The organism is Bradyrhizobium sp. UFLA05-125 (assembly GCF_059803515.1).
The window spans coordinates 84,309-109,941 of sequence record NZ_JBANBJ010000016.1 but is presented as its reverse complement, the minus strand read 5'-3'; the positions used below and the strand labels follow the sequence as shown (position 1 = coordinate 109,941).

The following is a 25,633-nucleotide window of genomic DNA, read 5'->3' as shown; positions in this document are numbered from 1 at the left end:
GTTCGGTATTGCCCTGCGCCGCCGCCTTTTGTTTAATGGTCGGACCGCGCTGACAACGAAAGAGACGCGGGTGGGAAACGCATTGTGCGCCGGGAGGCACGATGAACGATCCGATCCTCGAGATGCGCGGGGTCTCCAAATCCTTCTTCGGCATCAAGGCGCTGCGCGCCGTTGACCTCACCGTCTATGCTGGCGAGGTCCACGCCCTGATGGGCGAGAACGGCGCCGGCAAGTCGACTCTGATGAAAATTTTATCGGGTGCCTACCGGCCCGATCCCGGTGGCGAGATCCGCATCGAGGGCAAGCCGGTACGGATCGAAGGCCCGCTCGGCGGCCGCGCCGCCGGCATCTCGATCATCTACCAGGAACTGTCTTTAGCCCCCAACTTGAGCGTCGCGGAGAATATTTATCTCGGCCGCGAGGTCTCACGTTCGGGATTGCTCGCGCGCGGCGACATGCGCGTCGGTGTCGGCCCGATCCTCGAGCGGCTGGGCGCCGACTTCACCCCGTCGACGCTGGTGGCACATCTTTCCATGGGCCAGCGCCAGCTGGTCGAGATCGCGCGTGCGCTGCACGCGCGTTCCAAGATCCTGATCATGGATGAGCCTACTACTGCGCTGTCGGCCGGCGAGAGTGAGCGGCTGTTCGCACTGGTCCGGCAACTGCGCGCCGAGGGGCTTGCCATCATCTATATCTCGCATCGCATGGACGAGGTCTACGCGCTTGGCGATCGCGTCACGGTGCTGCGTGACGGGCGCCTGGTCGGCTCGCTCGACAAGTCCGACATCCGCGCCGACAGCATCGTCCGCATGATGGTCGGGCGCGACGTCTCGTCTTTCTACAAGAAGGACCACGATCCCGAGGCTGGAAAGGGGCATCCGGTGCTCACCGCGACCGATATGTCCGACGGGCAGCGCGTCAAAGGCTGCTCGTTGACCGTGCATGCGGGCGAGGTCGTGGGACTGGCCGGCCTGATCGGCGCGGGCCGCACCGAACTTGCACATCTGATCATCGGCGCCGCGCCGAAGATTTCCGGCCGTGTCGAGCTCGAAGGCCGCCCAATCGACATCCGCACGCCCGGCGAGGCGCTCGAGGCCGGCATCGCCTATCTCACCGAGGACCGCAAGGCGCTCGGCCTGTTCCTGGACATGTCGTGCCAGGATAACATCAACCTTGCCGTGCTTGGGCGCGATGCGAAGCTCGGCTGGTTCCTCGATCGCGAGAAGGCGCGTGAGCGCGCAGACAGGGCTTTCGCAGGGTTAAGTATCCGCGCCGCCAATGCCGGCGTCCCCGCGGGCGGCCTGTCCGGCGGTAACCAGCAGAAGGTGCTGCTCTCGCGGCTGCTTGCAATCGGACCGAAAGTCCTGATCCTTGACGAGCCGACGCGAGGCGTCGACGTCGGCGCCAAGTCCGAAATCTATTCGATCATCGACAATCTCGCCAAGGCCGGCACCGCGATCCTCATCATCTCGTCCGATCTGCCCGAAATTATCGGCATCTGCGACCGTGTCATCGTGATGCGCCTGGGGCACGTCGAAGGCGAGATCAGGCGCACCGCGACACAGCCGCTGACCGAGGAGGATATCATGGCACTTGCCACGGGGATGGAGCACCTCGATGCCTGATCAGGGATCTTCACCAGCAAAGGCGGCCACGGCAAACGGGCTTGCCGCTGCCCAGGAGACGAAACGCCAGCGGGTCAGGCTCCTGATCCAGGCGGCCGGCATGCTGCCGGTGCTGCTGCTCCTGTGCGCCGGCTTTCATTACCTGTCGGACGGGCGTTTCTTCACCGGCCAAAATCTCGGCATTGTGCTGCAGCAGGCTGCCGTCAACACCGTGCTCGCGGCGGGCATGACCTTCGTCATCCTCACCGGCGGCATCGATCTGTCGGTCGGCTCGATCCTGGCGGCATCCGCGATGGCCGGGCTGACGCTGTCAAAGCTGCCCGAGCTCGGGGCGCTGTGGCTGCCGGCCGCCGTCCTCACCGGGCTCGGTTTCGGCGTCGTCAATGGCGCGCTGATCGCGCTGCTGCGGCTGCCGCCCTTCATCGTTACGCTCGGCTCGCTCACCGCCGTGCGAGGTCTGGCGCGCCTGCTCGGCGCCGATACCACCGTGTTCAACCCTTCCATTCCCTATGCCTTCATCGGCAACGGCTCGCTCACCCTCATTCCCGGCGTGATCTCGATTCCCTGGCTGTCGGTGATCGCGCTGCTCGTGATCCTCGTTTCCTGGCTGGTGCTGCGCCGGACCGTGCTCGGCGTGCACATCTACGCGGTCGGCGGCAATGAGAGCGCGGCGCGGCTTGCCGGTATCAAGGTCTGGGCGGTGCTGATCTTCGTCTATGGCGTGTCAGGACTGTTTGCCGGCCTCGGCGGCGCGATGCAGGCGGCGCGACTCTACGCGGCCAACGGATTGCAGCTCGGACAAAGCTACGAGCTCGATGCGATCACCGCCGTGATCCTGGGGGGCACGTCCTTCGTCGGCGGTATCGGTTCGATCTGGGGAACTCTGGTCGGCGCGCTGATCATCGCCGTGCTGTCGAACGGCCTGATCCTGGTTGGGGTGTCCGACATCTGGCAATACGTCATCAAGGGTCTGGTGATCATCGGCGCCGTCGCGCTCGATCGTTACCGCCTGCAAGGCTCGGCGCGCACCTGACGATCGGGGCGCGAAAGTACAGCCACTCGCGCTGTGGGACTCCGTTGCGGCAACTGGTCAGCCGCGCGGGACATCAAATCAGACCAGGGAGGAAGCCAATGTTGAAGACGATCTCGCTTACCAGCGCCGCCGTGGCGCTTGCCCTGAGCTCCGCGCCGCTGCAGGCGAAGGAGCTCAAATCCATCGGCGTCTCGCTCGGTTCGCTCGGCAACCCGTTCTTCGTCGCGCTATCGAAGGGCGCCGAGTTCGAAGCCAAGAAAACCAATCCCAACGTCAAGGTCACGACCGTCGGCTTTGAATACGATCTCGGCAAGCAGGTGACCCAGATCGACAACTTCATCGCCGCAGGCGTCGACCTGATCCTGTTGAACCCCGGCGATCCCAAGGCGATTGGCCCGGCGATCAAGAAGGCGCAGGCCGCCGGCATCATCGTTGTCGCGGTTGACACCGCGGCCGAAGGCGCCGACGCCACGGTGACCACGAACAACGTCCAGGCCGGCGAGATCTCGTGCCAGTACATCATCGACAAGCTCGGCGGCAAAGGCGACGTGATCATCGAGAACGGCCCACAGGTCTCCGCGGTCATCGATCGCGTGAATGGCTGCAAGAGCGTGTTCGGCAAGAACCCCGGCATCAAGGTCCTGTCCAGCGACCAGGATGGCAAGGGCTCGCGCGAAGGCGGTCTCACGGTGGCACAGGGTTACCTGACCCGCTTCCCGAAGATCGACGCCATCTTCGCCATCAACGATCCGCAGGCGATTGGCACCGATCTGGCGGCGCGCCAGCAGGGCCGCTCCGGCATCATCATCACCGCCGTCGACGGTGCGCCCGACATCGAGGCTGCGCTGAAGGACCCGCAGTCGCCGCAGATCCAGGCCTCGGCCTCGCAGGATCCGTTCTTCATGGCGCGCCGCGCCGTGCAGGTCGGTGTCGGCATCCTGGGCGGGCAGAAGCCCGCCTCGACCGTCGAGCTGCTGCCGTCGAAGCTCGTAACGCGCGACAACGTCAAGGACTACAAGGGCTGGACCTCGGACCGCACGCAGTAAGCGGCATTGCGTTTGCCGGCGCCGCCCCCTTGCGGGCGGCGCTGGAACGCTGCAAGACGGGAGGCGTTTTGTGATCGACCGGCATGTGCCGTTCGACAGACCCCCCGTGAGTGGCGACGCCTATGCAGCAATCCGATCCGTCGACCTCGTTCGCATCCCGCCTCGTTGGACGATATGCACTCATAACCGGCGCGTCCCAAGGGATCGGGCGCGCGATCGCCGTTCGCTTCGCGCAGGAAGGGGCGACCGTCGCCATCAATTACCTGGAGCACCGTGCGGACGCCGAACAAACGCTTGCGTTGGCGCGAGCCGCCTCGCGCGAGCGCGGCCATGGCGACCGGGATCACGTCGTCGTCCAGGCCAATGTCGGCGCCGAGGCCGACATCGCGCGGATGTTCGAGACGATTTTGTCGCGCTGGCCGCGGCTCGATTGCCTCGTCAACAATGCCGGCTTCCAGAAGGAATCGCCCAGCGAGGCGCTCGACGTCGAGGCCTATCGGCGCATCATCGACGTCAATCTTAACGGCGCGGTGCTCTGTGCGCAAAAGGCGCTGGCGCATTTCGTCGGCCGCGAAGGCGGCGGCACTATCGTCAATTGCTCGAGCGTGCACCAGATCGTCCCAAAGCCAGGCTATCTCGCCTATTCGATCAGCAAGGGCGGCATGGCGAATTTGACTCGCACGCTGGCGCTCGAATTCGCCGGCCGTGGAATTCGCGTCAACGCCGTCGGGCCGGGCGCGATCGACACGCCGATCAACGCAGCCTGGACGGGGGATGCGAAGAAGCGCGCGGGGGTCGAGAGCCACATTCCGCTCGGCCGGGTCGGAACGGCCGAAGAGATCGCTGCAGTGTTCGCTTTCCTCGCCTCGGACGAGTCCAGCTACATCACCGGTCAGACAATCTACGCCTGCGGGGGTATTACGCTGTTCGGTGAATTCCGCGAGAACTGGGCGAGCTGATCGTCCTGTGTCATAACATTCCAACTCCTCATCCTGAGGATCTCGCCGGAGGCGGGCGTCTCGAAGGATGGCCGCGGTAATATCCGGGCCTGCATGGTTCGAGACGCGCGTTCCGCGCGCCTCACCATGAGGGGCTGACGATGCAATAAGACGCGCTCGCGCCAGAAACGGGGAGGGGGAACATGTCGACGACCACGGGCTCTGATGAGCAGGGAAGCAGCTACTTTCCACGCTGGAAGCTGAAGACGTCGGGCGTGATCTTGCCCGAGGAACGGCTGCCCTGGGGCCAGACCATCATCGCCAGCCTCCAGCACGGCGTCGCGATGTCGGGGGCCACGATCATCGCGCCGCTGTTGATGGGATTCGACCCAAATCTCGCGCTGTTCTTCTCCGGCGTCGGCACGCTGATCTTTTTTGTGGTCGTCGCCGGACGCGTGCCGAGCTATCTCGGCTCCAGCTTCGCCTTCATTGCCGTCGTCATCGCGGCGACCGGCTATTCCGGGCAGGGACCGAATCCCAATATCGGCGTAGCGCTCGGCGGCATCGTCGGCGCCGGCGTGCTCTACGGCATCATCGCGCTGATCGTGATGTGGGCCGGCGTCGGCTGGGTCGAGCGCCTGATGCCGCCGGTCGTCACGGGAGCGGTGGTCGCCGCGATCGGTCTCAATCTTGCGCCGGTAGCCGTGAAGGCGGTGAGCGCGAGCGCCTTCGACACTTGGGTCGGGCTCTTGACCGTGCTGATCATTGGCCTGACCGCCGTGGCAGCTCCGGGATTGTGGCGGCGGCTGCCGATCATCGTCGGTGCCGTCGGCGGCTATCTCCTTTATCTCCTGCTTGCCAATGGCCTGGGTCTCGGCAAACCGGTCGACTTCACCCAACTCTCCGCGGCGCCCTGGATTGGCCTGCCGAGATTCACGACGCCGACCTTTCATGCCGATGCGATCTTCCTCATCGCGCCGGTCGCGATCATTCTGGTTGCCGAGAATCTCGGCCACATCAAAGCCATCGGCGTGATGACCGGCCGAAGTCTTGACGGCTATCTCGGTCGTGCGTTCCTCGGCGACAGCCTTGCAACGATCGTCTCGGCCTGCGGCGGCGGCACCGGCGTCACCACCTATGCAGAAAACATCGGCGTCATGGCGGCGACGAAGGTCTATTCGACGCTGCTGTTCGCGGTGACGTCCGTGGTGTCGATCCTGCTTGGCTTCTCGCCGAAATTCGGCGCACTGATCCTGTCGATCCCCGGTCCCGTGATCGGCGGCCTCTCGATCGTGCTGTTCGGCCTGATCGCGGCGATGGCCGGGCGAATCTGGGTCGAGAACAAGGTCGACTTCTCCAACCCGCGCAACCTGATCACTGTCGCCGTTGCGCTCACCGCCGGCGCTGGCGATCTTACGCTCAAGTTCGGCGCCTTCACGATGGGCGGCATCGGCACCGCGACGTTCGGCGCGATTGTGCTCTATCAGATTTTGGCCACGAAGAACGCGGGGTAACTGATCAGCGGAAGCCGTGATACGCGGATTCCATCAGACCGCCGGCAGCTCGAGCGCGATCACGCCGTCGCCGCCATCTGCGGCCCTGACGCTATTGCGCGCCACCGATTCGATCGCGGGCCATCGTTCGCGGAATAGCGCCGATGCGTCGTGGAAGTTCGGGGCGTCGACCCTGACACAGCAGGCCCGCCGCTTGCCGCCATCCGCTATCTGAAATGAGAAGGTGAAGCCGACCCGCTCCGCATCGCCGTCGATCGCCCGCAGTTTTTGCATCAGTGTCCCCTGATGTTGCATTCACCAGCGCACCTTGCGTTTTCGATTTGGAAATTCCTGCGGCGCGATTGTGGCGCCGATCAAATAGGTTTGCAGTGTTGCAAACATCTGACACTTATCGTGAGGTAGAGCTTCCGGGCCTTGTTCCCGATGACTACGATTGAGGCAACCGGCCGAACGCATGAGCTCGATGGCGGACATGAGACGTCACATCATCGCAAGCGCAACGCTTGTTGTTGCAATCGCCTTGAGTGGGGCAGTGAATGTCGGCTCATCGGCGCGCGCGCAGCCAGCCGCGCTCAGCGCGAAGCAATCAGGGGCGCTCGAGGCCTACAATCGGGCCTTGAATGACTTCAAGGCGATCCTCAGCCAGCGCCGCCGCCAGATCGACGCGCATGAGCCGCTTCCGAACCAGCCAGGGCAAGCCCTTTACCTGGCGCGCGTCGACGTCATGAGCACCTACAAGGATCTCACCGATGCACTTCCGTCGCGGATCGGACGGCCCAACAAATATGAGGTTCCACCGGCCTATTTCGACGCCGATATCGAACCGTTGGTCGACGAGTACAGAAGTCTCTTCGACGTCATGGAGGCGCCGCCCGCGAATGCGCAGGCCTCGTCGACGCCGTTCAAGGACGTCGTCGATCTCGGTAGTGCGATCGCGCGCGCCAAGGGACTTGATGCCAAGGGCGTCGATGCGGCGGGCCGCATCAGCCTGGGGCTTTTCTTCGCCGAGACCAACGGCAAGCAGAATGTCGGCAACGGCCGCGCCAAGACCTATATCGGCAGTTTTCAGACCGGCCCGTCCGAGGACCGCAATGGCCATAAGCAGTGGCAGTCGATCAAGGCATCGATCGCCGCCTTCGATCCGCAACTGATCGCGCGCGACGACAGGGAGGAGGCCCGTGCCGCCGGCCTCGACCACCGGCTCAATCACTGGACCGCAGTGCGGGACGGCCTCATGAACGCGCATGCGGATCTCTTCGCGCAGATACCCGACATCGCCAGAACCCTGCCGGACCCCATCGACCAGATGAAACTCTTCGAGCTCATTCAGATCATCCCGACCGCGACGCGAGCCGCGCTGAAGTCGGGCAATTTACTTCAGAGCCGAGTCTCCGACCCGACGGTCATGAAATACTTGCGCAACAACAGCATTTTTGCCTATGGACGCGCCGACAGGGCAAGGACGTCGGCGAGCTTCCGCGAAGTCCTGGATGCGATGTGGCTGTTCAATCAGAAGTTCGCGCGGGCGCAGGCGGAGTTTGAACGCGTGCGGGCGCGCTGAGACGACGAGATTGCCGCCCGCGGGCAGGCCAGTTGCGCGAGTTGGCGCGTTGCTCAATCAGGTCAGCTACCCTGACCATCTTTTGGCGTTGCAGTTTCAGCCATTTCTCGTCTAGAAACGCCTCAACGGGCCTCCCGGCAACGAACCGTCAATGGTTTTGGCCGAGGATTTTGCGGCTCAAAGGGTCTGGCAATGCTGATTCGCGGCCAAAATGACGGGATTTCGGGGGAGGCGGCTCTGGCCGCCGGCACCGCCGCGTCCCGGCCCGCGATCCTGCCCACCCTCCTTCTTGGCGAGCTCCTTCTTACCTGCCCCTGAGGGCCGGCTGGGCGAACGCGCCTGGGCACTCAGGGGTTGTACGAGATCACCGGACACCTCAAGCGCTCGAGCCAACTGAAGGGCGCACCAGCTTAAAGGAAATTTCGAAATGGCCCCCGTGAATAAGTCCGAGAAGGACCGCGTCATCATTTTCGACACCACCCTACGCGACGGCGAGCAGTGCCCCGGCGCGACCATGACGTTCGAGGAGAAGCTCGAAGTTGCGGAGTTGCTCGACGATATGGGCGTCGACGTGATCGAAGCCGGCTTCCCCATCACCTCAGAAGGTGATTTCCAGGCAGTCAGCGAGATCGCCCGCCGCTCCAAGAATTCGGTGATCGCCGGCCTGTCGCGTGCGCATCCAGCGGACATCGATCGTTGCGCCGAAGCCGTCAAGTTCGCCAAGCGCGGCCGCGTCCACACCGTGATCGCGACTTCGCCGCTACATATGCGGGTGAAGTTGAACAAGACCCCGGAGCAGGTGATCGAGACCTCGGTTGCCATGGTCGCGCGCGCCCGCAATCTGATCGACGACGTCGAATGGTCGGCTGAGGACGGCACCCGCAGCGAGATGGACTTTCTCTGCCGCATCGTCGAGGCCGTCATCAAGGCCGGCGCAACCACGGTGAACATCCCCGACACCGTCGGCTACACCACGCCGGACGAGTACACCCACTTCATGAAAACGCTCATCGAGCGCGTGCCGAACTCGGACAAGGCGGTGTTCTCCGTGCACTGCCATAACGACCTCGGCATGGCCGTTGCGAATTCGCTGGCCGGCATCGTCGGCGGCGCGCGTCAGGTCGAGTGCACGATCAATGGCATCGGAGAGCGGGCGGGCAATGCCGCGCTCGAAGAGATCGTGATGGCGATCAATGTGCGCAACGACAAATTCCCGTACTGGAACAAGATCGACACCACGCAGCTCACCCGCGCTTCAAAGGTAGTGTCTGCGGCGACCTCGTTTCCGGTGCAGTACAACAAGGCGATCGTCGGCCGGAACGCCTTCGCGCATGAGAGCGGCATCCACCAGGACGGCGTGCTGAAGGACGCTTCGACCTACGAGATCATGCGGCCGGAAATGGTTGGTCTGAAGCAATCCTCGCTGGTGTTGGGCAAGCATTCCGGTCGTCATGCCTTCGTGCACAAGCTGGAGGAGATGGGCTACAAGCTCGGTCCGAACCAGCTGGAAGATGCATTCGCGCGGATGAAGGCGCTGGCCGATCGCAAGAAGGACATCTACGACGAGGACATCGAGGCGCTAGTCGACGAGGAAATGGCGGCCTCGCACGACCGCATCAAGCTGACCTCGCTCACCGTGATCGCGGGCACCCATGGTCCGCAGCGCGCGACCATGAAGCTCGATGTCGACGGCCAGACCAAGATTGAGGAAGCCGAGGGCAACGGTCCGGTCGATGCCGTCTTCAACTGCATCAAGGCGCTGGTGCCGCACGAGGCCAAGCTTGAGCTGTACCAGGTCCACGCGGTCACCGAAGGCACCGACGCGCAAGCCGAGGTGTCGGTCCGTCTGTCCCATGACGGCCGTTCGATGACGGCGCGCGCGGCGGATCCGGACACGCTGGTGGCTTCCGCCAAGGCCTATCTCGGCGCGCTCAACAAGATCGTCATGAAGCGCCAGCGCGATACGGTGCAGACGGCGGCGGCGAGCTGACAAATGAAGCTTGCCATTCCGGGTTCGGCTCTTCGAGCCTCCCCGGAATGGCAGTGTTAGTCATGAATAGCAGCCCTGCTAACGGCCAATAGCGCCTGTGCGCGCCGCCCTGTATGGATGCACCCGCTCGAGGAAGGCCGCCCGCGCGCCGGGCGGCCCAATCAATAACATGGGAGGCATCATGCGCATCTTCGCGATCGCGGCATCCGTCGCGGCTTTGGTTCTAGGGCTTGCCGGTTCGGCAGCCGCCGACCCGATCGTCATCAAATTCAGCCATGTCGTCGCGACCGATACGCCGAAGGGCAAGGCGGCGGAGAAGTTCAAGGAGCTCGCCGAGAAGTACACGGGCGGCAAGGTGAAGGTCGAGGTCTATCCGAATTCGACGCTCTACAAGGATAAAGAAGAGCTCGAGGCGCTCCAGCTCGGCAGCGTGCAGATGCTGGCGCCGTCGAACTCCAAGTTCGGCCCGCTCGGCATCCGCGAGTTCGAGGTGTTCGATCTGCCCTACATCCTTCCCGACCTGAAGACGCTGCGGAAGGTGACGGAGGGACCGCTCGGCGCGAAGTTGCTTAAGCTGCTGGACTCCAAGGGCATCACCGGCCTTGCCTATTGGGACAACGGCTTCAAGCAGATGAGTGCCAACAAGAAGCTCGTCACGCCGGCCGACTATCAGGGCGTGAAATTCCGTATCCAGTCCTCGCGCGTGCTTCAGGCGCAGTTCAAGGCGCTGGGATCGCTGCCGCAGGTGATGGCGTTCTCCGAGGTCTATCAGGCGCTCCAGACCGGCGTCGTCGACGGGCAGGAGAACACCTGGTCCAATATCTACACCCAGAAAATGCACGAGGTGCAGAAGTACATCACCCAGACCAATCACGGCTACATCGGCTACGTCGTGATCGTGAACAAGAAGTTCTGGGACGACCTTCCGGCCGATGTGCGCGACCAGCTTGCGAAGGCCATGAAGGAAGCGACCGATTTCAACAACGCGCAGTCGCAGAAGGAAAACGACGACGCGCTCGCCGAGATCAAGAAGAGCGGCAAGAGCGAGATCATCGCGCTGACTTCAGAACAGGACGAGGCGATGCGCAAGGCGATGGAGCCGGTCTACAAGGATGCCGCGAGCCGGGTCGGCCAGCCGTTGATCGACGAATTCCAGAAGGAAGCGAAGAGCGCGACGAACTGAGTTCGTGCGCCGTTGCGCCGCGAGAAGGGCTTCCGTTCGCTAGGCGGAAGCCCTTCTCTGTTTCAGCCATGTTGCGAATGATTTCAAAGTGCAGCCGCGGATTACATCTTGGTAAGACTGCTCTCTCTATCGAAGTTGTAAGTTGAACCGCGTGCAAATGGCGCCCATCTTCATGGAACCTTGCAAGAGGAGGTTCGTATGAGAAAGTTCGCCATCGCCGCCATCGCCGTGCTCAGTATCGCCGGCTCCGGCGCAGTCTACGCGCAATATCACCGCTTCTCCGACCACATGCGCCATATGCGCATGAATCCGGAAGACCGCGCCGCCTTCGTCGACGCGCGGATCGCGGCCGTGCATGCCGGCTTGAAGCTGAATGCCGACCAGGAGAAGCTGTGGCCGCCGGTCGAGGCCGCCGTGCGCGACTTAGCCAAGCTGCGCATCGATCGCGCCAACGCGCGGATGAACGCTGATCCCGGCGATGCCGACAAGCCGGATGATCCGGTCGCCCGCCTGCGCCAGCGCGCTGACGACATGGGGGCCACGTCCGCGGCGCTGAAGAAGATCGCCGATGCTGCAGACCCGCTCTACAAGACCCTGGATGAGGGCCAGAAGCGGCGCCTGGCCGTCCTGACCCGTCACCAAGGCCCGTTCGGCGGTGAAGGCGGCTGGCACCATCGCTTCATGGAGCGCGGCATGGACCGCATGATGGACCGTTTCCACGGTGGCGACCGAGATGGCGGACCGGATCGGGACGGCGGGCGCCTGTAAGGCCCCGCAAATCTCCGGGCATGGCGAGCGAAGCCGCTGGAATCCGGCGGCTTTTCCCTTTTTGAGACCCGGTCATGAAGACTTGGAAAACCTCGTCCACATCGCTTGCCTTCCCGGGATCGCTTTGCTAAACGACCGGCCTCGCAAGGCGTTACCCGCCTTTCGGGCGCATAGCTCAGTTGGTAGAGCAGCTGACTCTTAATCAGCGGGTCCCAGGTTCGAGCCCTGGTGCGCCCACCATCCTTAAGCGATTGGCCCGTAAGGGCTTTTTTAAATTGTTCTGCAGAACAAACCGGGTCTCGTGCGACGCTTTTAGTGGTCGTACGTCGCACGCCGTGCGACGAGCCGGATAATTTGGTAGGAATGTTCACCGGGCGCGGGCGGTCGTTGATGGCTCGTCCGCTTGTTCACGGATAACCCAGTGCCGAAGCGCTTGGCTTGTTCTAGGAATGACTTGAAACACAGAACGCGAGATTGGCGGCGCGTTGCGCGCCCTGGTTTCACCTGAGGGCTTAGGGCCGGAGCCCATGCAACGCTGAAACAAGCCAGCCATTCAGCCCTTCATACCTTCCTTCCGCACCTGCAATTCAAGCCTATCGATGCCGGAATCGGCGCGAGCCGCATTGCGGGCGCGGTAATGCTTCACGATGGTTTGCGCGCTTCGGTATGAATGCCCAGTGATGTCGCAGATCGTCAGCAAGTCGCAGCCAGCCCGATCGAGAAGCATGACGCAGGTATCACGTAGGTCTTGGTCGTGCTTTTGGTCGAGTTCGCCGGCGCCATTGACGAATACCAGACCGGGGCAAGGCTTCAGACGCCATGCTGTCTCATGGCCATTGCTGTCGCGTGCGGTCTGCGCATCCAGCCATTCCGCTAAAGCGCGCTTGCGCTGATCGACCGCTCGAGCGCGCTGCGCCTTATTCTCCTCATCGAGAGGGAAAGGGGCGAACAGCCTGTCGACATTTTTAATCAGCTCGGCGTTCAGTCGCTCGGCGCGGACAATTGCCTGGCGCGCGTTGTCGCGCGCGAGAAAGCCGAAGATAGCGACGGCCCGGGCAGTCGACACCCAATGGCGATAAGTACTCTCGTCATAAGGCTCACCATTGTCTTCGTTGACCACGAGCTCGGGTGGCACCTTATCCAACTGAAGCCGGAGCTTGAGTTCCTTTATTCGTGCACGCGAGGCATTTAGCCGTGCGCTCAGTTGTGGCGCCTCTTTGATGTCGACAAGCTCGCCGGTCTTGCTCTGTCGAAACGCGTGCCGGCCCTCAACGTCGCTCTCGTTGCGCATAATCAGACGGTCGGTCTGGCGCTGTCCGGTGAACAATGCCAGATGGAAGCTGTCGCCGACCGACGGCCGTTCGATCGCATCGGCTGCAGCGACCCAAGCGGAAAATTCGGACATCGCAACCTGTACGATGCGTCCGTCCGGGTGATCGAACTCCATGCCTTCTCGCGGGTTAGGTCCGAGACGCCACAAGATGCTTTCCTGTCCCCAGGTAAATGCCGCTGAGAGCGTGGCTATCATCGAGAGCGCCATATGATGGCCGCGAGCCGATTTCGCATAGTTATAGAAGGCTCGGAACTCTGGTTTGCCGATTGATGTCGGAGTTGCAGTTGCGATCGCCTCGAGTTCTCGGACTGGCTCTGCTACGCCGAGCAGTTTGGCGGCACGGATTTCGGCACGCATCTTCGCCGCAGATTCGCGTGATTGCGGTCGGTACAAGATAGCGGAGATGCATTTGCGATAGGAAGATTGCGAGGCGGACGACAACGCCTTGAACTCAACCGACTTGCTCCAATCGTCTAGAAGATCTTCGATCGTTGAACGCTTCCGGATCGTGATCTTTTTCGGTAGCTTGCCGGCGCGGCGCGCCGCCTCGATTTCCGACTTTCGCTTGTCTGAAAAATCTGAGGCTTCCTGAAGATTGAACCACGCACCGACCGGACGGCCTTTTTCATCATGCGGCGGATGGCGCAAGTCGGCGTCGACAAAGCCGAGTGCCCGGGCATAAGCGCCATGAGACGAGCGAGGACGGCCATCGCGCCACCTTACATGAGGAAATTTGGGATCGGCCATAAAGAGCCTCAGTGCCAGTAAGAGATGGCACCCATTGGAATCTAGCGCGATCTAGTCTGTCAAGCGGTGTGCTGGCCGTAGGCCCTCCGCAGCCGCTCGCGGTGTCCCTCGTCGCTTGCTGCTGGCGGCGGCGCGAATGCGTCATTAGCAATCGTCTTTGGGGGCATAGGATGATGTCGGGTAAGCCAAGCATCGAAGCCGGTGCGTTCCCATTTCAGCGGTCCTCGCTCGCTGATCGGCGAAGGCAAGCCGTCGCGCTCATGCCTGAGGCGGCGCGTACGATAGAATGTATCTAGCGAGATGCCAATCGCCGTGGCCACCTCGGTTGAAGAATAGGGTGGCTGCATGCTCTGGGGACGCAAACGCATAATGCCTCGCCACTCTTGGCTTTTTGAGCGAACAGTTGGTGAAGCAAAAGGAACAGATAAAGATACAGGCGGGAAGCACTTCCCACCGCCCGTAGGGAATTCGGCTTCTTTGGAGTACGAACAGGATACCCCGCCACTAACACGTTGGACATTCATTCGCCGCCCTTAAGGATTCACGATGGAGGCGTAACGGATGCGGTGAGCCCGCCACCGCTTCATGGGGCTGCAGATTTCACTGGCCGGTCAGTGAACTCGAAGATGCAACTAGACCGTTATGAGCGGCGGAATACTGATCAGCTTCGTTGATTTTCCTACGCTTTTCGTGGAATTCGACGAGTTCGCTGCGCCTCGTGCGGGTCGTTTCTGGTGCGAAACTGGTGCGGTTCGTCTGCAATCGAAACCTGGACTTAGGGCATGTGCCTTCTGTTCGTGATAACGTGAGAACACAAGTCAATCCCGGCGAACGACGGCAAGCGAATTCCCTACGCCATCGTACCGGCTGATCGCGGCGACCTGTCAAGGTCAGCGTTCACGCGGTTCGCAATGCGCTATCGGTAGCGAGCCGAGACGTTCATGGAAAAGCAAGCAAGGCGAAAAAAGTCGTGAGTTTCTTCGAGCGTCTAAAGATAGAAGCATCTGCTGAGTGGCGGGCCTACACCGAGCATCCCTTCACGAGCGGATTGGCAGACGGCTCGCTCCCCGAAGCGGCGTTTCGTCACTACCTCGCCCAGGACTACCTGTTCCTCATCGAGTTTGCTCGCGCCTACGCGCTCTCGGTCTACAAGTCGCCCAAACTTGCCGACATGCGCGAAGCAGTCGCCGGCCTCTCGGCCATCCTTGATGTCGAGATGAACCTGCATCTGAAGCTCTGTGCCGGTTGGGGTCTGTCCCCGAGCGACCTTGAGCAAACCCCTCCGGCGGTCGAGATGCTGGCCTATACACGCTACGTGCTCGACGCAGGAATGCGCGGCGATTTACTGGCACTCAAGGTGGCGCTTGCCCCCTGCGTGATCGGTTACGCGGAGATCGCAACGCGGCTCGCCTCGCGACCCACTGCGGACGCTGTGACGAACTCCTATCGCGTTTGGATCGCCGAGTACGCTGGCGTGCCGTATCAGGAGGTCGCGGCGAAAGCGCGAGCGCAACTGGAGCAGCTCGCTGACCTCTACGCCACGCCGGCCCGCGAGGCAGAGCTGATTGCGATCTTCAAGGAAGCCACCCGACTTGAGGCAGACTTCTGGGAGATGGGCTGGCGCGCGGGCCAGCGTGTTGAATAACCGTCGGGCATCTAAAGGGGGTACGAAACGATACCAAGGTTTATGGCGCTCGCGCCTAAAGCCACACTTTCCGCATAGGGTCAAAGCCCCGGTTTGACAGTTTACCCGTCATTTCTGGTCCATTTTGAACAGCAGACGTTGAGACCGGCCGTTGGCAGGTCTTCGAAAGGACGTCAAGCGACCTGCGTCGTTCGCCGTCAACGCCCCGCCTCGCGGCTAAACTGGTTCATGCTGTGCCAACGCGAAGCCGATAGCACCATCGGTTTCCGCGCGTTCAGGGTGCTTCGCGAGATGCAAGCGATGCCGTCGAAAAGGAAACCCACCCTGCGAGCGGCGGTGACGACGGTCTCCCGAGATTCCGACGACTCTGGCAGCAGGTATCAAAGGTTGCAGGCCTTCTTACCAAGGATAAAGCTTAGATATCCCACCGACTCGGAAGCTGCGACCATCGCAAGACTCTCGGACAGCGATAGCCAATAGGGTCAGGTAGTACGATCTCGAACGACAGCATCGCATGGCAGAAGCCTATGGACCTCATCGAGCTCCTTGGCGTGATGAACTCCCCATTCGATGAGGGAATCCAATACGGGCCGCAGGCTTTCGCCGAGCGGGGTGAGCAGATATTCGATCCCCTGACTATCGCCGGCGCTGGGCTGCCGGCTCACCATTCCATGTTCCTCGAGCGCTCGCAGCTGCTCGATCAACACCTTCTGCGAGATGCCGACAATGCGCTTTTCGAGCTCACATGTGCGTTGCGGGCCATCCAGCAACACATCGAGGATGACCGCCTTCCAGCGTCCCGAAAGGACGCCTAGCGCGCGCTCGACCGGTAAGCCCGGTAGTCTCTTGATGATCTTCATCCGCCACTGACCAAAGGGTTTGTAGATTGGAATGACTACCGAAGAATATAACCTTCGGCAGAAATCTGCTCGAAGGGTGATTTATGATCGACTTGTTCGGATCTCAACTGCTTGGCGGTGCCGTTCCGCTGAGGAACCGCATCGTCATGCCGCCCATGACCCGCACGCGAACGTCCGAAGGCGACCTCCCGACCGATGGTGACCTCCCGAACGAGCTTATCGCCACCTATTACGGCCAGCGGGCCAGTGCCGGCCTGATCATTACCGAGGCCACCGACGTGGATCAGTCCAGCCACGGTTACGCGAGGACACCCGGAATCCACTCGGAAGCCCAAATGCAGGGCTGGCGTCTGGTGACCGATGAGGTTCGCCGTCATGGCGGCACGATCTTTCTGCAGTTGTGGCACGTCGGCAGGATGGCTCATTCCTCGATTCTGCCGAACGGCCAGGCCCCGGTGGGCGTAACCGAGCAACGGGCAGAGGGCTCATCGGTGTTTGCCCACGGCCCGGACGGCAGGTTGGGTCATATGTCTGCGGAGGCGCCGAGGCCCCTCAGCACGGATGAGGTGTCGGCCATGGTGGGCACCTTCGCCAAAGCCGCCGCCAATGCACGGGAGGTCGGATTCGATGGTGTCGAACTCCATGCGGCCAACGGCTATCTTTTCGAGCAGTTCATGAACTCGGTGCTCAATACGCGCACCGACCGGTACGGCGGCGGCAGCATGGAAGATCGTACGCGCTTCCTGATGGAAGTCGTCGATGCGGTGGTGGCTGAATTCGGTCCGGGGCGCGTGGGTGTTCGCTTGTCTCCGTTCGGCAAGTTCAACTCCATGCCGCCGGAGCCGCTTGTCGAGGAAACGTTTCTGTATCTTGCCGAGCAACTGGGGCGCCGCGGCGTGGCATACATCCATCTGCTCTACGAGTTGATGCCCGAAGGAAACATGGAGACGGCGGAGTTCAAGCCTCGGTACCTCGACCACGCTCTGCTTGCCAAGGCTCGGGCGGTGTTTCCTGGCGCCTTCATCTGGTGTGGCGGCTTTGATGACCGCGAGCGCGCCCAGGCTTCGCTCGACACCGGGTTGGTGGACCTGATCGCCTTCGGCAGACCATATATCGCAAACCCAGACCTTGCTGAGCGTCTCAAGCACGGCTGGCCGTTAGCCGAAGCGGACCGATCAACTTATTACACCCGACGCGGCGAGGTGGGTTACACGGACTTCCCTGCTTATCCGATTGGTAGTGCTGCACGCGACGCAGCCTGACCGCGACGGTGGGTCGAGCAGGCATTCGGTGCCGGGCGGTTCTGCCGACGCCTGCTGGTCGACTGAAACCCTACCGCACGCTCTGAGTCTCTTCTTGGCCCAGAGCGTCGGTCAAGCACTTTCAGACTGTCCGCCACTGCAGTGTCGATGTCGCTCACGGGCTCGCGCTTCTCTTCGGAATCGGTACCAGGGCCCTTCCATCATGGGATTCGAGGACGAGGTATCGCGCGGCCTTGTCGTCAGTTTGAACGGCAGGTTCAAGCGGACATGCCGTCTGGCCGTGGTCAGGTCGACACCACCGTGATGATGGTGCCGACCGACCCCGAGCCCAATATCAAGCGGCCATTTGCAACTCGTGCTTGGCGCTGCTGTCGGGGAAGTCGCAGTGACGGAGGACGCGGGGGGTATCCTCAAGGGTAACGTCTCGCGTTGTTACCAGCAACCGGGCGAGAATATTAGACTTGCGTGGCGCTATGGCCGTTTGCTCTTGATGCCGCTGGGTATCGTCTGGGGTAACTCGTCGCGTCGTTACCAGCAACTGGGCGAGACAATTAGTCGGCATCTGAATTCTCCCGTTGTCGTTGATACTGAGCAAGCTCACCGCCTCTGTGGTGGCAGTACCGATCATGACTCCGCTCGATTTCGTAGGAACGTCGAGTATCGTCGATTTGGTTTCGGAGGAATGTTGCGTATCGTCTATTTGGTTTCGCTTGTATTGCGGACCCTGTCCTTACCTACTCCGCGGTGCGAAGCGCCGGAGCGGGCCGCGGGACTTCGACGGGGGAGGGTCAAAAAATAAGCATTTCCCGAATTTCCGAGCGGGGCGGCGCTGCGACGTTAGCGGGCTTTTGCCAGCAAAATTTTTCTACGGTAGCTGGTCGCGATGGTCGCGGTCGTTCATGCGGCATCTCCGAACGGCGCGCATGTGCCCTCGGCCGTCCGCCTGACCTGTTTCCAAACATGGTCGCAATAGGTGGGGCTGTACGAGAAACGCTCACCAGCGGCGTCCGCAGGACCCTTGCGCGGGCCGTACAGATCGATGCGCGGCAATGGCGGGACGTGGCCGATCGGAATGCAATCTCTCGGGATCATGGGTCAATCCCTCGCCATCTCGCGGTCGTTCATGGTCTGCTCTCCTTTACAGGTTGGGAAAGGCGGTTGGCTGAACCTTGGCGTGGTGCGCTTCCCAATAGAGCAGCGGGCTGAGTACGGCGGCGCACGCGATTGTCAGGAAGATGATGGTCATCGGCGTCCCCATCGGGCTCAGCAAAGCGTGTCTTGGATCATGAAGTTCTAAGAACACCAGGCCGTGTTGACTGTGCCGCCCATCACACTTATCAGCGCTGAAAAGAAAAGGGCCCCGGACAACCAGGGCCTTTATGCGGTTCTGCAGGGTTCAACTCAAGGTATTTGGCGAGGTGAGCTGATTGAGAGCTTCCATTTCCGCTGCATTACTGCCAGAGAACGCGGTGTCAACCACGAGCTTCGGGCACTCTGGAAGCCTGAGAGAGATCGAATTTCAGGGCTCAGGCTTGCACACACAAGTACAGTGCCAAGGCAAACGTCAAAGGTCTCAAATTCGCCGAGATCGCTATTGGCCTCGATGGAGCCTCTGGACCGATTCGGTTTCGTCGACAGACGAGCTCTGGAGGAAGGTGCGCGCGCGATCCTGACGCGACTCGGACATTCGCTCGATCCGCGCGCCAAGGTAAAATCCCTGACGGTCGCCGATCAGCAGATGGTGGAGATCGCCAAGGCATTGGTGGGCGAAGCAAAGCTTCTAGTGCTCGACGAACCGACCGCCGTCATCTCGGGCAGGGAGGCCGAGCTTCTCTTCGACACCGTGAGACGGCTAAGGGACCACGGCGTCTGCATCGTCTACATTGGGAGCACGCCTGTGGCTGGCGGGGCACTCCGGTCGTTAGACAATCATATTCTCGTCTTGCCAAATGTCCGATCGAGATTGTTTTTCTCAGCGACGGATTTTATCTACACAACGCTTACTCGCCCCGAGGACGCAAATTCGGATGCCGTCACGAGGAAATGCCGGCCCGACTGGGACATCACCACACCCGAACTGCGGACGGCATGGTAGCAAGGACGCAAGGAGCAGTCTTATCCTTAAGGAAAGACCTACATCAAATCTCTCCGTGAACAGCAATAGGAAAGGAGCGTCACATGATCCGTAAGGCAAAAGCAGTCTGGCACGGTACCGGCCGCGACGGGAACGGCTATCTCTCCAGCGATTCCGGCGTGCTGGCCGAGACTCCCTATTCCTTTAAGACCCGTTTCGAGAATGAGAAGGGGACCAATCCGGAGGAGTTGATCGCGGCTGCCCATGCAGGCTGCTTCACGATGGCGCTGGCCTTCGGTCTCCAAGGCGCGGGCTTTACGCCTACCGAGCTCTCGACGGAGGCCGCGGTCACGCTGGAGCCCGAAGGCAAGGGATTCAAGATCAGCACGTCGGCACTCACCTTGCGCGCCAAGGTGCCGAATCTCGACGATGCGGGCTTCGCCCGCTTCGCTGACGAGGCCGAGAAGAATTGTCCGGTGTCCAAGGTGCTCAACGCCACAATCACGCTGGACGCGAAGTTGGTCTAGTCTGACCAAAGACCTTGGGATCACCAGGAAAGGCGCGCTGATTTGGCGGCTGTTCGACAGGCGTGCACCTCGTGGCGATCACCTTGACGACCACTCCGGCCGCCTGCTCGCGCCATTGCGCGATGCACGGCGCCTTTCGATGCATTTCGAAGGCGTGTCATCCCTCGGCCAAGCTGACCACCGGTTGACCACCGAAACCCCGTGAACAAACGGCGATAAAGGTGGTCAATCGCGAGCAAACTTGATTGTTTTTATTGATCTTTTCGTTTGCTATTTACGTTCGGGACGCAGATGTCGTCCTCGGTCAGATCGCAGCTTGAACCGAATGCCGGTATCGGTGGTTGCGCCTCTGCGATTTGAACCTGCGCGTGAACTTCACTGATCGTTTGCTCGTGGACCAGAGTCTGCAGACGGTTGGATGGTTCACTGTAAGCCATTGATCAATAATGATCGGATTTTGGTTCGGTTGGAAAAATTCTCTTGAAAAATCAACGCTGACAGCGTGTCTCTTAATCAGCGGGTCCCAGGTTCGAGCCCTGGTGCGCCCACCAAAGAAATCCTTTGGTTTCCAATGGCTTCGCCAGATGCCATTGAGGTTCAGTGCGACTTTTCCATAATCGGACGTTGCACGGTTGGATTACCGCGCGACATTTCTCTTTGCCTCTGCATCCTCTCCTTGCCTATGTATCTTCGCGCCATTCGATACAGAGCGCAGATCCGATGGTACAGGGCAATTACTTGCTCGTCGTAGAATGGGATATTGCGGCGAGCAAAGCGGACATTCTGTACGGCCCGTCGTCGCAGGGTACCGCGTGTTATAAGAACCAGATCCGGATCGTTTGTGTCGGAGGTTCGAGTTGCTCCCCGCCATAATCGTAGGACCTTCTACGCCAGTTTACGATCCTCTACGATTTTCGTATTGGCGATGGTGGCGGTTGGCGCACTAGGCGAGAGCGTTGGCCGAACGGACCTGGAAACAGGTTGCCTGTCGCTTCAGTACTTCTCGTCCGATGCTTCACAGCCTCAGCTCAATGCATGACCGGCCAATCCGTAGACCCACGGCTCGTTTTCCTTTCGGTTCAGGAATCGCCGTCCCTTGGACATGGTCGTGACAGTGTCGTTCATCCCGAGGCGGCTCTGCTGGAGAAAGTCCGCAAACAGACCCGTCTGCTCTCGCGTATCCACGCGAACAAACCTTCCGCTGAGATTCTTGAGATGCACGGCTGTGAGATGGATCGCGTCACAATCATTGCTGGCGACGATGGGGCCGATTGTCATTCGGCCTGCAATATTGGCTCTGTAGCAGTTTTGGTGCAGCTCCGATTATTCTGCGCCGATTAGTCTGGCCTGAAGCAGATCGATTTTACTGCGGCCATACATCTGACGTCTGACGAGCTTAAGGCGCGTGATCTGACTTTCAGTCTGTCCGTTTGACCAAGGCGAGGTGATTGCCGCCCTAACCGCCGCTTCATCCCTGACGACGCCGCTCGCGAACGAGGCGACGAGACTGATGCGGGCGCGCTCGATCCATGAGGTAAGCCCTTCCTCAACCTAGCGCCGGATCATCACGTGGAATTCGGCGATGATGTCGCGGGCCTCGACCAAGCTTGGTACGCCAGCTTCGATCGCCGCGATCGTGACGGTCTCCGCTTTCGTCAGCAAGTCCCGGCCGATTGTCATGAGACGAGCGATCGTTCTGGCCGACGGAATCCGTTGAAGGTTTTGCGTGTCGGCCCTTTCAGCTCGTCGTCTGCGGGTCGCCCACTCGCTGATGACGCGAAGCGAGCCTCGGAAGCCTCGCGCCTTCAGGCGGCGCCAAAGTTCAGCTCCGTTGCGACAGCCGGACGCCCGCTGATCGTCGAGCCAAGGCAAATGCAGGTCCAATGAGCTTTGTCGGGGCTGGAAAACATCGTTGCGCTCGCCGCGGATCACGTGCCGAACCAGCTTCCTGCTGTGGCCGGTTTGACGCACATTCCAGCCCGATCTGGATCAGCCGGCGGATAGCCTAGATTTGATTTACGGGCTCATTGGTCGTCCCAATGTAACATCCGGTCAGGTACTTCAGGAAGGCTTGGCAGGCCTCCTCCGCTTCAGTGAGAGTCTTGAAGGGCGAGCCTATCAATTTGATTGCAGGTCTGTTCGGATGGATGGGACGCCACGAGGCTAGAAAGCCGGGTCGTCCGTGAAGACCGGGACCAGTGCGGCTATCGAAGCTGATCACGAACGAAAAGCCGCGGCTGCTCGCGCTCCACACTACCAGATCCTTCACGGGACTCATTATGCGGCTGAATTGCATGATGCATCCGACAAAGGCCCGCACTGCCGGAATCCACTCCGGAGTTGCCGTCGAAGGCCAGATAGCATCCCGGGCGGGCCCGTCGGCTCCGAGGTACGATCGCCTGTACCACCAGGACGTTGGCGAGGGACGCGAGAACGCCGTTGGGCCAGACGACCTGAGGCCGTCCACCCGCGGCTCCGTATCTCAATCGGCACAATCGATCTAGGTGTTCAGCTCCGCATAAACCCTTCGCACTCGCGTTCAGCCCAATTGAGCGTGTCTTCCATCTTCTCGCCATTGGCGTAACGCAGCGCCATCTTGGTCAGGGTGGCGTGGGCATAGATCTGCTGAGCAATTTTTGGCGGCGCAGGAGCGGCCGCGATTGATAGCCTCTGATGGTTGTAGGGGTTCGGATAGTGGTAGAGCGTGCCCTTCGGAGGACCTTCCTCGGCCCACGTCTTCAGTGTCGCCAAGTTCGCATAGGCTGGCAGGTCGTAGCCACCGCTGGCCGTGACAAATTTCTCGATCGATGACCGCTCCGACAAATGGGCGAGCAGGCTCTTGGCCGCCTCCTTGTTCTTGGAGAATGCCCAGATGGCCCAGAAGCAAGGTACATAGGGCGCGAAGCGCCCCTTTGGGCCGGCCGGGAATCCGTGGGTCCAGCATTGCTCCGCAACTTGCGGGGCGTCCCGCTTGGCGAGAGCCCAGGCGCTCGGTGGGTTCATGATCAGCGCGCCGCGTCCGGAAATCAGCCATCTGTTGTTCGAGGCATCGTCCCATGAAGGCGCGCCGGGCGGTAGAAAGGCGATCAGCTTCTTGTAATATTCGAGAGCCTGACGAACCTGATCCGTCCTCACCGTGAGATCGCCCTTGGCATCGACGAGCTCGCCGCCGAACGACTGGAAGATCGCACCTGCCGTGTCGACGTTGTCTGGGGTCTCGCCAAGGCCAATCCCAAACATGAAGCCACCCTTCTGGCAGGCTTCGGCCGCCTTCAAGAACGTATCCATCGTCCAGCTGTCGGCTTTGGGCGGCGCTCCCGCAGGGTACAGTTCCTGGATGTCGATACCCGCATATCTCTTCATCAGATCGATGCGAGAGCAGGGCCCCTTGATCTGGCTTCCCGGCGTTGCGGGGACCGCGAGCCATCTGCCCGCTGCCTGACCGAGATATCTCACGGTGCCGTTCACCTCACCGTGCTGCTTGATCGCAGGCTCAACGACGTCGTTCACCGCCTCGAAATGCTCGGCATAAGCTTGCGGCCACCAGCTATCCATATAAAGAATGTCGTGGCCAGATTTGGCCTGAGCTTCGGCCGCAACGATCAATTCGATCTTCCTGCCTTGGCTCGTGATGTAGTCGATGGAAACCTCGATCTTCTCCTTTAAGGCCCACTCGTTGACGAGGGCGGTTGATGTGTCGTTGGCGCCGGGCACCCAGTGATCCCAGAGGCCGATCGACAATTTGCCGGCAGCATACGCGCCGCGCACATATGGCGTTGTGATCAGCGCTCCTGTCGAAAGCGCGGTCGCGCTTACAAATTCTCGCCTTGAGAGCTTTCGTGATATTTGCTCACTCCATGCTGATCAAGTTGGTATTCTGTATTCCCTCTGCTTTGCAGCGCGAACAACGAGGCCGGAGACGCGCCAAAACATTGCGTGAAATTACGGCCTTGTGCCGGCAGCGTAATATCGCGGAATTCAATGCCCAAAATTGTATGAGAGCAAGCGGTGAAGCGCAACAGTCATCCTGTTCAAACGCCGATCACCGTCATCGGATCGTTTCAGAGCTGCGGAAGCGAGAGTCTGACTGCTCTCAAATGAGGTGCTTCCGTTAATATGCGGTGGAGACATAACGCAAGTCTGGCAGACGCCGGAAATCGGGAGCAAGCGATTACAGAATAGCACGCATCACTTCGCAAGCTTTCCTTGTGCCCGAAGACATCCGTCAACTGCTCGATGCGACCGGAAGTCCGCAAAGCGATAACAATTCGGGTTTCCACCTGCTTCCGTTCGGCGGTTTGCGTAAGGCCGGCAACTGGCTGCGCGCTTACTCGCAGAGATCGCTGCAGCCGGCCGTGACGCGTTCGCCCGAACACGCTTGGCTCGGTTAGGCGAACCCGTACAGCCGCGCCGGATTGTCCGCCAGGATCATCTTGCGCGTCGCGGCATTCGGAGCCCAAACCGAAACCAGGTTGAGCAAGCGGCCGTCGTCGATCTGTTGAAGCGGCGTCACGTCGGTGATCTGCTTTCCGGGTGGAGTGACGGAATTCGGATGCGGCCAGTCGCTGCCCCAGATGATGCGCTCGGGATTGGCCGCGATCAGCGCCTTGGCGAGCGGTACGATATCGGGATAGTCAGGCGGCTGCTTCGAGGCACCATAGGCGCCTGAGATTTTGACGTAGGCCTTGCCCGATTTGACGAGGTCGAGCAGGTCGGAGAAGCCGGGCTGGTCGACACCAAACTCGGCTTGCGCGCCGCCGAAATGATCGAACACCGCAGGCACGGGCGAGGCAAGCACCAGCGGCTTGATCGCGGCGATCATCGGGAGGCTCGTGAAGAGTTGCACATGCCATTTGCGCGGCGTCATACGGTCGACCGCGGCCGAGAACCGCGTCTTGCCGACAATGGGATCGTTGACGCCGCTGGTTGCGAGATTGAGGCGGATGCCGCAGAAGCCAGCCTGAGCCATGGCGTCGAGATCCACCTCGCTGGTCTTGTCGTCGATCACGGCGACCCCGCGCGCGGCTGGCCCGCGCGCTTTCATGCCGAACAGCGTGGCCGAATTGTCGGAGCCATAGACGCTCGGCGTCACGATCACCACGCGCTCGATATGCAGCGCCTTGTGGAGCGCGCTCATCTCCTCCGGCGAGGCCAGCTCCGGTGTGTAGACGCGACCGGCGAAGAACGGGAATTTTGCCGGATCGGCGAAGATGTGAGTATGGCAATCGCATGCGCCGGCCGGAACATCGAAATTCACCGGAGTCGAAGGCTGCGCGGTCTTGGCGAATGCACCTTTGCCGGTCATGGGAACCCCCGCCGCTACGGAGGCAAGCAGGATACCGCGTCGCGTCAGCATGATCTCATCCCTCGTTGAGAGGTAGTCTATCGAGGGTTGACCGGGACGGGAAGGGCGGCGCACACGCGAGGCCCCGAACACAAGGCGCGGCCCAAGTGCGTCCGTTGCTTCTCGTAAGCTGATTTACTCCAATTTACGGCGCTTTACGCGGCTACTGGTACGCCGCTGCTT

The 25,633-nt window shown here is 61.1% G+C and carries 19 protein-coding genes, 1 tRNA gene and 2 pseudogenes; 14 read left to right on the top strand and 8 right to left on the bottom strand.

Annotated elements, in window-relative coordinates; translation table 11 throughout:
* Nucleotides 1-101: 101 nt before the first annotated feature.
* The 5 genes from SO156_RS17185 to SO156_RS17165 all read left to right on the top strand — a co-directional run bounded on the left by SO156_RS17185 (nt 102) and on the right by SO156_RS17165 (nt 6,156).
* Entirely contained in the window at nt 102-1,625 is a 1,524-nt protein-coding gene (locus SO156_RS17185; protein WP_498535613.1) for a sugar ABC transporter ATP-binding protein, read from the top strand.
* On the top strand, nt 1,618-2,658 hold the full coding sequence (locus SO156_RS17180) for an ABC transporter permease subunit (protein WP_027524527.1): 1,041 nt from the start codon (nt 1,618-1,620) through the stop codon (nt 2,656-2,658). The genes SO156_RS17185 and SO156_RS17180 overlap by 8 nt, the downstream gene beginning before the upstream one ends.
* Nucleotides 2,659-2,756: 98 nt before the next feature.
* Nucleotides 2,757-3,704, top strand: coding sequence for an ABC transporter substrate-binding protein (locus SO156_RS17175; protein WP_458148120.1), 948 nt, complete (start codon nt 2,757-2,759; stop codon nt 3,702-3,704).
* Nucleotides 3,705-3,826: 122 nt separating this feature from the next.
* The gene (locus tag SO156_RS17170; RefSeq protein ID WP_458148121.1) at nt 3,827-4,663 is read left to right on the top strand and encodes an SDR family oxidoreductase; all 837 of its coding nucleotides are present in this window, start codon (nt 3,827-3,829) and stop codon (nt 4,661-4,663) included.
* A 182-nt stretch (nt 4,664-4,845) separates the two neighbouring features.
* Nucleotides 4,846-6,156, top strand: a complete 1,311-nt coding sequence (locus SO156_RS17165; RefSeq protein WP_458148122.1) for a solute carrier family 23 protein — start codon at nt 4,846-4,848, stop codon at nt 6,154-6,156.
* Between the two features lie 33 nt (nt 6,157-6,189).
* Here SO156_RS17165 and SO156_RS17160 read toward each other — a convergent pair whose 3' ends face one another.
* Both SO156_RS17160 and SO156_RS17155 read right to left on the bottom strand, forming a co-directional pair.
* Nucleotides 6,190-6,429 (bottom strand): hypothetical protein, encoded by a 240-nt coding sequence (locus tag SO156_RS17160; protein WP_498535612.1) that lies wholly within the window; start codon nt 6,427-6,429, stop codon nt 6,190-6,192.
* A 21-nt stretch (nt 6,430-6,450) separates the two neighbouring features.
* Nucleotides 6,451-6,630 (bottom strand): hypothetical protein, encoded by a 180-nt coding sequence (locus SO156_RS17155; RefSeq protein WP_458148124.1) that lies wholly within the window; start codon nt 6,628-6,630, stop codon nt 6,451-6,453.
* On the opposite strand from SO156_RS17155, the gene SO156_RS17150 reads away from it, so the two are divergent.
* The 5 genes from SO156_RS17150 (at nt 6,629) to SO156_RS17130 (ending at nt 11,898) form a co-directional block, all read left to right on the top strand.
* Nucleotides 6,629-7,717 (top strand): hypothetical protein, encoded by a 1,089-nt coding sequence (locus SO156_RS17150; RefSeq protein ID WP_458148125.1) that lies wholly within the window; start codon nt 6,629-6,631, stop codon nt 7,715-7,717. The two genes, SO156_RS17155 and SO156_RS17150, sit on opposite strands and share 2 nt — an antisense overlap.
* Nucleotides 7,718-8,144: 427 nt before the next feature.
* Nucleotides 8,145-9,707, top strand: coding sequence for a 2-isopropylmalate synthase (locus SO156_RS17145; protein WP_498535611.1), 1,563 nt, complete (start codon nt 8,145-8,147; stop codon nt 9,705-9,707).
* 181 nt (nt 9,708-9,888) lie between these two features.
* Nucleotides 9,889-10,890 carry a TRAP transporter substrate-binding protein gene (locus tag SO156_RS17140; RefSeq protein WP_498535610.1) on the top strand — a complete coding sequence of 334 codons (1,002 nt, stop codon included), beginning with the start codon at nt 9,889-9,891 and terminating at the stop codon, nt 10,888-10,890.
* A gap of 198 nt (nt 10,891-11,088) precedes the next feature.
* On the top strand, nt 11,089-11,658 hold the full coding sequence (locus SO156_RS17135; protein WP_458148128.1) for a Spy/CpxP family protein refolding chaperone: 570 nt from the start codon (nt 11,089-11,091) through the stop codon (nt 11,656-11,658).
* Nucleotides 11,659-11,822: 164 nt separating this feature from the next.
* Nucleotides 11,823-11,898 (top strand) — tRNA-Lys (locus SO156_RS17130).
* Between the two features lie 313 nt (nt 11,899-12,211).
* Here SO156_RS17130 and SO156_RS17125 read toward each other — a convergent pair.
* Nucleotides 12,212-13,738 (bottom strand): site-specific integrase, encoded by a 1,527-nt coding sequence (locus SO156_RS17125; protein ID WP_498535609.1) that lies wholly within the window; start codon nt 13,736-13,738, stop codon nt 12,212-12,214.
* 970 nt (nt 13,739-14,708) lie between these two features.
* On the opposite strand from SO156_RS17125, the gene tenA reads away from it, so the two are divergent.
* Nucleotides 14,709-15,383, top strand: a complete 675-nt coding sequence (gene tenA, locus SO156_RS17120) for a thiaminase II (protein ID WP_498535608.1) — start codon at nt 14,709-14,711, stop codon at nt 15,381-15,383.
* Between the two features lie 482 nt (nt 15,384-15,865).
* Here the strand turns inward: tenA and SO156_RS17115 are convergent, their stop codons facing one another.
* A complete protein-coding gene (locus tag SO156_RS17115; protein WP_498535607.1) occupies nt 15,866-16,243 on the bottom strand; it encodes a winged helix-turn-helix transcriptional regulator in 378 nt (125 codons plus the stop codon).
* Nucleotides 16,244-16,326: 83 nt separating this feature from the next.
* Between SO156_RS17115 and SO156_RS17110 the strand changes: the two genes are divergently transcribed.
* From SO156_RS17110 to SO156_RS17100, 3 genes are all read left to right on the top strand, one after another.
* Nucleotides 16,327-17,505, top strand: coding sequence for an alkene reductase (locus SO156_RS17110; RefSeq protein ID WP_498535606.1), 1,179 nt, complete (start codon nt 16,327-16,329; stop codon nt 17,503-17,505).
* 1,309 nt (nt 17,506-18,814) lie between these two features.
* A complete protein-coding gene (locus SO156_RS17105) occupies nt 18,815-19,600 on the top strand; it encodes an ATP-binding cassette domain-containing protein (protein WP_498535605.1) in 786 nt (261 codons plus the stop codon).
* A gap of 83 nt (nt 19,601-19,683) precedes the next feature.
* Nucleotides 19,684-20,106, top strand: a complete 423-nt coding sequence (locus SO156_RS17100; RefSeq protein WP_458149358.1) for an OsmC family protein — start codon at nt 19,684-19,686, stop codon at nt 20,104-20,106.
* Nucleotides 20,107-21,129: 1,023 nt separating this feature from the next.
* Here the strand turns inward: SO156_RS17100 and SO156_RS17095 are convergent.
* The 4 genes and pseudogenes from SO156_RS17095 to SO156_RS17080 form a co-directional block, all read right to left on the bottom strand.
* A pseudogene (locus SO156_RS17095) lies at nt 21,130-21,378 on the bottom strand (GNAT family N-acetyltransferase); the annotation flags it as partial.
* A 51-nt stretch (nt 21,379-21,429) separates the two neighbouring features.
* Nucleotides 21,430-22,077, bottom strand: a pseudogene (locus SO156_RS17090) (transposase); the annotation flags it as partial.
* 537 nt (nt 22,078-22,614) lie between these two features.
* Entirely contained in the window at nt 22,615-23,952 is a 1,338-nt protein-coding gene (locus SO156_RS17085) for an ABC transporter substrate-binding protein (RefSeq protein ID WP_498535630.1), read from the bottom strand.
* Between the two features lie 541 nt (nt 23,953-24,493).
* The gene (locus tag SO156_RS17080; protein ID WP_498535604.1) at nt 24,494-25,462 is read right to left on the bottom strand and encodes an amidohydrolase family protein; all 969 of its coding nucleotides are present in this window, start codon (nt 25,460-25,462) and stop codon (nt 24,494-24,496) included.
* Nucleotides 25,463-25,633 lie beyond the last annotated feature (171 nt).